We start from the raw sequence: 6,458 nt of genomic DNA on the forward strand, positions 1-6,458 counted from the left end.
ACCAGAAAACAATCAAGCATGCTTGCTTTGATTGATGCAGAAGCGCTGCGCGCGCGGGCCGACCGTCCACCGCCCCCACCAGCCACCCCTAACCCCCCGGCCGCCTCCGTATCGCCGATGCCAGGGCCGTGACGGTGACCACGAGGATCAGGGAGCGCCACGGCAGGAGGGCCCAGGGGACGTCGTCGATCGTGTCGATGCCGTGGCCCACGGCGGTGATCCACGCGGCCGTCCCCGCGAGGACCATCGGCCAGACCTTCCGCTCCCCGGTGACCCGCATGCCGATCCACAGGACCAGCGGCATGAGGAGGACCGTGTTCATGATCGCGGCCGTGAACACCTGGTCCGAGGAGTAGCCGGGCCCCGCGCCCAGCGTCGACGCGGCCTGGCCGGCGAAGAACATGTACAGCGTGTCGGACAGGATCAGGTGCGACGCGGCGACGGCGAGCAGCGAGACGATCACGGCCTTGAGGAGCCGGGGAGCGAGCGGGGTGGGCGGGGTGGGTGAGGACGGTGCCATAGCGCCGACTATACGCACGGTGTATACACGGAGTGTATAGACCCCCTGGCGCCGCCTCTCCACGCCTCCGGCGCCGCTACCCGGCCACCCGCCGAGGCCGCGCCACCAGCTCACCCCCGCAGTTGGGGCAGACGTCGCTCATCGCGTCGGCGCACGGCACGCAGAAGCTGCACTCGTACGAACAGATCCGCGCGGGCCCGTCCGCCACCAGCACCGCCGTCTCGCACCGCTCGCAGCGCTCGCGCATCTCCAGGGCCATGACGCCCTCCCTTCTCCGTACCTCGGTCGACAGCTCCATCGTCCGAGGCCCCCGACATCCCCGAAACAGCCCGAAGGTCAACGGTCGACAGGATCGGGCCACGGGGCATGGCCACGGGGCCGGGCCGCAAGGCGGGCCGCACGAACCGCCAAGCAGCCGCCGCCCTCAGTGGCGGACCAGGCAGAACGGATGCCCCGCCGGGTCCGCGTACACCCGCCAGCTCCGGCTGCCCCCGCCCGCGTCCAGGAGCCTCGCACCCAGCGCGACGACCTGCTCCCCCGCCGCGTCCAAGTCGCCCACCGCGAAGTCGAGATGGGACTGCTGGGGGCGCTCGGAGGACGGCCACGTCGGCGGGCGGTGGTCCGCGACGCCCTGGAAGCAGAGGACGAGACCGCCGGGGGTGTGCAGCGTGGACCACGCCTCTCCCAGCGCCCACCGGCCGTCCGGCCGGTCCACCTCGCCTCCCAGGACCGAGCGGTAGAACTCGGCCAGTTCGGCGGGGGCCTGGCAGTCGATGACGAGGCACTGCAGTTCAGCGATCATGCGCGGATCCTAGGGCCCGCCACACCGCACGGAGCGCCCCGCACCGGCCCCCCCCACTGGCCCGCCCGGAGCGCCCGGACCTGCGAGAACCGCGCTGCGAAGAACGCCCCCGGACCTCGCTTTTGTCCAATACGAGAGGTCCCCCTCAGGAGGAGGGTGAGAACCGCCGCCGCCCCCGCCGGAGCGGCGCTCGCTGTGCAAGAAAGGGATCTCCTCATGAAGAAGACCGCTGTCGGTCTGGCCCTCGTCGGCGCCGTCGCGACCTCGCTGATGACGCTCGCCCCCACCGCCTCCGCGGCCGACGGGTGCAAGCGTGACTGGCTCACCACCGGCCAGAACAGCGTGTGGACCACCGTCAACAAGTCCAGCAGCGGCTGCCACGACGTGCAGGTCGTCGAGGCCGCGGCGCCCGGTGGCGCCGGCGGTGACTCGTACCGCGCCCAGTACCGCAACGCCTCCGGTGCCTGGACGTGGGCCTCCCGCCCGTACCAGTGGATATCGAACGGCAGCTACTCCGTGAACCAGTACGTCCTGATCTCCGACCTGACCAACGGCCGTGAGTTCGGCGTGGCGGCGTACAACTGGATCGGCGGTGCCGTGCAGGTCGCCCACTGACCCCTGCACCACCCCGTCGCCGGCCCGGCGCCCCGCGAGGTGCCGGGCCGACGACGGGGCTCACCACGCATCGCACCATGGAGGTACGGGCACGATGTCCCGCCGCACCCCGTTCCCGCGCCCGACCGCCGGGCGGCATTCGACGCGCCTCGTCGCGTCCGGCGCCCTCACCGGTCTCGCCTTCCTCACCGGCCTCACCGGCCTCACCGCGTGCTCGGCCCCGCCCGAGCAGGCCGCCGCCGCCCCTGCACCGCCGCCGCGCCCCGCCGCCACCGCCGCCGTCGCCGTCACGTCCGCGATGCCCGCGGACGTCGTGGACATGGTGCTCCCCACGACGGGCGAGCAGACCCGCCTCACCCAGGGCCTCGACGCCTTCGGGCGGCTGGCCGCCGACAAGGCCCTCCGCACCTGCCTGGCCGAACACCGGACACCCGCCCCGCCGCACGAACCGCCGGCCTTCGTGCGCTTCTCCGACATCCCCGACCTGCCGTTCATCGACCGCAACGGCTTCAACGGCGTCATCGTCCCGGGCGCGGCCGACTCCACGGGCGACCGCCCCGCCGAAGGCGCGGGACGCGGCGTCCAGGACCGCTGCATGAAGACCGCCGCGTCCGTGGAGCAGAGCCTGCGCTCCGTGTACGTCGCCGTGCAGAGCAGCTGGTTCCAGGAGGAGTCGTCGCTGCGCACCCACCCCCGGGCCCTCGCCGCGCTCAAGGGCTTCGGCCCGTGCATGGCCGACCGCAAGATCGCGGCACCGGACGAGAACGCCTTCTTCGCCCTCGTCGACCAGCGCATGCAGGCCGGCGACACCACCGGGGAACACACCCTGGCCCGCGCGTACTCCGCCTGCATGAAGCCGGCCGAGGACGTCCGCTCCGAGCTGCGGAAGGCACTCGGGACACGCTTCCGCGCCGACCACCGCCAGGAGATCGACGCGCTGAACACCGCGCTGCCGGCCAAGATCCGCGAGTTCGAGCGCCGCTACGACGTCCGGATCTCGTTCCCGGCGCTCTGACCGGGCGCGAGCGCCCCCGCCGGCCGTCGGCCTAGCCCGCCACCCCGGCCCTGTCCCGCTCCCGCGCGGCCGCCCGTACCTGCGTCCGTACCGCCCCCATGCTCGCCGCGATGACGAGGGCGATCGCGAGCGCGTCGGTCAGGGACAGCGCCTGGCTGAGGATGAGGAAACCGGCCGTCGCCGCGATGGCCGGTTCCAGGCTCATCAGAATGGCGAAGGTGGGAGCGGGCAGGCGCCGCAGGGCAAGGAGTTCGAGGGTGTACGGCAGGACGGACGACATCAGCGCGACCGCGAGGCCCAGGCCGATCGTCGACGGTACGAGGAGTTTGTCGCCCGCCTCCGCGATGCCCAGCGGCAGGCTGAGGACGGCACCGAAGGCCATCGCGAGCGCCAGTCCGTCGGCCTGCGGGAAGCGGCGGCCCGTCCGCGCGCTGAACACGATGTACGTCGCCCACATCGCGCCCGCCGCGAGCGCGAAGGCCGCACCCAGCGGATCGAGGCGGTCGAAGCCGCCGCCGCTGAGCAGGACGACACCGCCGAGGGCGAGTCCCGCCCAGAGCAGGTTCATCAGGCGGCGGGAGGCGACCACCGAGAGGATCAGCGGGCCGAGGACCTCCAGGGTCACCGCGGCACCCAGCGGAATCCGGTCGGCCGCCTGGTAGAAGAGGATGTTCATCCCTGCCATCGCCGCACCGAAGGCGACGATCGTGCCCCAGTCCGCCCGGCCGTAGCCGCGGACCTTCGGCCGGCAGACGATCAGCAGGACGGCGGCGGCGAGCACGAGCCGCAGGGTGACGACGCCGAGGGCACCGGCCCGGGGCATGAGGAGGACGGCGAGGGCCGAGCCGAACTGCACGGAGAGCCCGCCCGTGACGACGAGCGCGACGGGCCCGAAGCGGTGACCCGCGAGCCCCTTCGGCCCGCGGCCGCCCTGGGCGCCACCGACGGGGGCGACGGGGACGGCCGGCGACTCGGGGCCGACCGCGGTCCCCACCGGGCCCGCCTCCTTGACCGGACTGATGTCCACCGACTGCTCCTCAACTGTTCATTGCATTGAACTTCCAGTCCAGAATAATGCACCACAGGTCCCCTGTCACCGGAGTTCCCCTCTCACGCTACGAGTCCCCGCGCGGCGCCGGAAATGCCGATTGCGCTGCGGTTATGCTCCGTACGCATGAGCATCGAGCTACGCCACCTCCGCTGCTTCCTCGCCATCGCCGAGGAGTCCAGCCTCACCAGGGCGGCCGCCCGGCTCCACCTCACCCAACCCGCCGTGTCCCGCACGCTCGCCGCCCTGGAACAGCACCTCGGAGCCCGGCTCGTGGACCGCTCCACCCACCACCTCGCCCTCACGGCCGAGGGCCGCGCCTTCCAGGACCGGGCCGCGGCGGCCCTCGCCGCCTTCGAGGCGGCCGTCGACCCGGCCAGGCTGCGCCACCGGCCGCTGCGCCTCGGACACGCGTGGTCGGCCTTCGGCCCGTACACCACACCCCTGCTCCGCCGCTGGCAGCGCGAACACCCCGAGACCCCGCTCGAACTCCTCCGCATCGACGACCGCACGGCCGGCCTCACCCGGGGCGAGGTCGACGCGGCGCTGCTGCGCGGGACGGTCGACGCGCCCGGCCTGGTCACCGAGGAGCTCACGACGGAGGAACGCGTCGCGGCCGTACCGGCCGACAGCCCGCTCGCCGAGCGCCCGCGCCTCGCCCTCGACGACCTCGCGGACGGGACGGTCGTACTCAACACGGTCTCCGGCGCGACGACCCTCGCGCTCTGGCCGGCGGCGGCGCGCCCGGCGGCGACGGTCACGGTGGCGAACACCGACGACTGGCTGACGGCGATCGCGGCGGGCCGGGGCGTCGGCGTCTCGTCCGCGTCGACGGCGTCCCTGCACCCGCACCCGGGCGTCACGTACCGCCCCCTGCCGGACGCCCCACCGCTTCCGGTGGTACTGGCCTGGCGGGACGCGTTCCCGCACCCGGCGACGGGGGCGCTGGTGGCGATGGCGCGGGAGATCGTCAGCGGGGGGTGAGGCCGGTCGTTCGGGGCGGGGTCAGAACCGGCCCGTGGGGTCGGGCGGGGTCAGAAGCGCGGTCAGAACCGGCCCTGCGCGGCGGCGGCGACGAAGACGGCGAAGGCGGCGGGGGTGGCGCGGAAGTGGGGGCCGTCGGGGTTCTTGGAGTCGCGGACGGCGATGTGGGGAGTCAGGTCGGCTACTTCGACGCACTCGCCGCCGTCGGAACCGCTGTGGGAGGACTTGAGCCAGGTGGCGGGGCCGAGGGGGGCGCATTCGATGCACTCGCCGCCGTTGGAACCGCTGTATGACGACTTACGCCACTCCACCGTGTCCATATCGCTCCTCCATGACGCGCGCGATCAGCTCGGCCGAGTCTTCCACCGAGAGGGCCGTGGCCTGGAGGCGAGAGTATCCGACTGAACGTTCCCTCATTACTTCCGGATTGGCGGTCATGTGACCCATGTCGTAGCTCTCGGCGTAGAACAGATCCGGGTCCCCGTCGAAACGCAGAAGGGTGAACGACCCCATCACTGCAGCATGTTCTCCGGTCTTGAACGGCAGCACCTGGATCTGCACCCACGGCTCACTGGCGAAAGCAAGCAGATACTCCAGCTGCGCCCGCATGACTTGGCGCCCGCCGATCTCCCGTGTCAGAGCAGCCTCGTCCAGCACCACCCACACCACGGGTGGGCGGTCTCGCTCCAGGATTCGCTGTCGCTCGACCCGAGCGGCGACCATCTCGTCCAGCAGATCTGAGTGTTCTACGCCCAGCACCGCACGGGCGTACGCCGGAGTCTGGAGCAGGCCGTAGACGAGCTGACACTGGTACGTCGAGATGTACGCCGCCTTCGCCTCCATCTCGGCATACGGCTGGAACCACGTGGGCAGTTGGCTCCGCAGCACCAGGCCCACCAGGCGGGTGAAGAACCCGCCCGTCATCAGCGCCGCGTCGATCCGCTCAGAGAAGTCCCGCGTCGGGACCTTCTTCGCCGTCTCGATCTGGCCGATCAGGGACCCCGTGCAGAAGACGACGCCGCCCAACTGACTCTGCCCGAGTCCGGCGGCCTCCCGCAGGCGGCGGAGTTCGGATCCGTAGTAGTCCAGGGGCGAGGCGGACGGATCAAGGCTGCGGATGTTGACCACGAGCAGGTCACCCCCAATGTCGGCTCACGCCGACAGTAACCGGGCACCTCGTCCCGGAGGTCCGAATCGGTTAACCGGCCCTCTTTCGAAGGAACTTGGACCTGCAGGCGCATAAACGCAGGCCGGGCGGCAACGGCGCGACCGACAAGCGGGCTTCTGGTGGGACCGCCCTCTTTCCGAGAGTCGCTCCTTCCGGCGGTGCGTCAAGGGCGCTCCTTCGTCGCGTCGCTGCGCGATGGCCTTCGGCCACCCTTGACCCACCACCTCCAGAAGCGAAAACACTCTCGGAGGGCGGTCCGGGGGACCGGGTCCACGCCAGGCCTCGGGCAGTGGCCGCCGTCGGCGG

9 protein-coding genes are annotated in these 6,458 nt (G+C 72.0%); 3 read left to right on the top strand and 6 right to left on the bottom strand.

The genetic code is table 11. The features are described 5' to 3' along the window. Positions 1-88 precede the first annotated feature (88 nt). From AMK27_RS22560 to AMK27_RS22570, 3 genes are all read right to left on the bottom strand, one after another. A complete protein-coding gene (locus AMK27_RS22560) occupies positions 89-520 on the bottom strand; it encodes a hypothetical protein (RefSeq protein WP_073911259.1) in 432 nt (143 codons plus the stop codon). 76 nt (positions 521-596) lie between these two features. Next, on the bottom strand, positions 597-779 hold the full coding sequence (locus tag AMK27_RS22565; RefSeq protein WP_079188569.1) for a DUF1272 domain-containing protein: 183 nt from the start codon (positions 777-779) through the stop codon (positions 597-599). 165 nt (positions 780-944) lie between these two features. Further along, the gene (locus AMK27_RS22570) at positions 945-1,322 is read right to left on the bottom strand and encodes a VOC family protein (protein WP_073911267.1); all 378 of its coding nucleotides are present in this window, start codon (positions 1,320-1,322) and stop codon (positions 945-947) included. A 216-nt stretch (positions 1,323-1,538) separates the two neighbouring features. Here AMK27_RS22570 and AMK27_RS22575 point away from each other — a divergent pair, with 216 nt between their 5' ends. Beyond that, positions 1,539-1,937 carry a hypothetical protein gene (locus AMK27_RS22575; protein WP_073911270.1) on the top strand — a complete coding sequence of 133 codons (399 nt, stop codon included), beginning with the start codon at positions 1,539-1,541 and terminating at the stop codon, positions 1,935-1,937. Positions 1,938-2,031: 94 nt separating this feature from the next. After that, positions 2,032-2,952, top strand: a complete 921-nt coding sequence (locus AMK27_RS22580; protein WP_073911273.1) for a hypothetical protein — start codon at positions 2,032-2,034, stop codon at positions 2,950-2,952. Between the two features lie 31 nt (positions 2,953-2,983). Here the strand turns inward: AMK27_RS22580 and AMK27_RS22585 are convergent, their stop codons facing one another. Beyond that, a complete protein-coding gene (locus AMK27_RS22585) occupies positions 2,984-3,946 on the bottom strand; it encodes an EamA family transporter (RefSeq protein ID WP_073911905.1) in 963 nt (320 codons plus the stop codon). Between the two features lie 180 nt (positions 3,947-4,126). Here AMK27_RS22585 and AMK27_RS22590 point away from each other — a divergent pair, with 180 nt between their 5' ends. After that, entirely contained in the window at positions 4,127-4,984 is an 858-nt protein-coding gene (locus tag AMK27_RS22590; protein WP_073911276.1) for a LysR family transcriptional regulator, read from the top strand. 62 nt (positions 4,985-5,046) lie between these two features. Here AMK27_RS22590 and AMK27_RS22595 read toward each other — a convergent pair whose 3' ends face one another. Both AMK27_RS22595 and AMK27_RS22600 read right to left on the bottom strand, forming a co-directional pair. Next, positions 5,047-5,304, bottom strand: a complete 258-nt coding sequence (locus tag AMK27_RS22595; RefSeq protein WP_073911279.1) for a DUF397 domain-containing protein — start codon at positions 5,302-5,304, stop codon at positions 5,047-5,049. Further along, positions 5,282-6,112: a helix-turn-helix domain-containing protein gene (locus AMK27_RS22600; RefSeq protein WP_073911283.1), complete on the bottom strand. Its 831-nt coding sequence runs from the start codon at positions 6,110-6,112 to the stop codon at positions 5,282-5,284. Before AMK27_RS22600 ends, AMK27_RS22595 begins: the two co-directional genes overlap by 23 nt. Positions 6,113-6,458 lie beyond the last annotated feature (346 nt).

The sequence above is a fragment of the Streptomyces sp. CB02009 genome (assembly GCF_001905825.1).
Lineage (GTDB): Bacteria > Actinomycetota > Actinomycetes > Streptomycetales > Streptomycetaceae > Streptomyces.

Coding starts and splice junctions, on each gene's coding strand:
- AMK27_RS22560 (WP_073911259.1), bottom strand. CDS start 520: ATGGCACCGTCCTCACCCACCCCGCCCACCCCGCTCGCTCCCCGGCTC.
- AMK27_RS22565 (WP_079188569.1), bottom strand. CDS start 779: ATGGCCCTGGAGATGCGCGAGCGCTGCGAGCGGTGCGAGACGGCGGTG.
- AMK27_RS22570 (WP_073911267.1), bottom strand. CDS start 1,322: ATGATCGCTGAACTGCAGTGCCTCGTCATCGACTGCCAGGCCCCCGCC.
- AMK27_RS22575 (WP_073911270.1), top strand. CDS start 1,539: ATGAAGAAGACCGCTGTCGGTCTGGCCCTCGTCGGCGCCGTCGCGACC.
- AMK27_RS22580 (WP_073911273.1), top strand. CDS start 2,032: ATGTCCCGCCGCACCCCGTTCCCGCGCCCGACCGCCGGGCGGCATTCG.
- AMK27_RS22590 (WP_073911276.1), top strand. CDS start 4,127: ATGAGCATCGAGCTACGCCACCTCCGCTGCTTCCTCGCCATCGCCGAG.
- AMK27_RS22595 (WP_073911279.1), bottom strand. CDS start 5,304: ATGGACACGGTGGAGTGGCGTAAGTCGTCATACAGCGGTTCCAACGGC.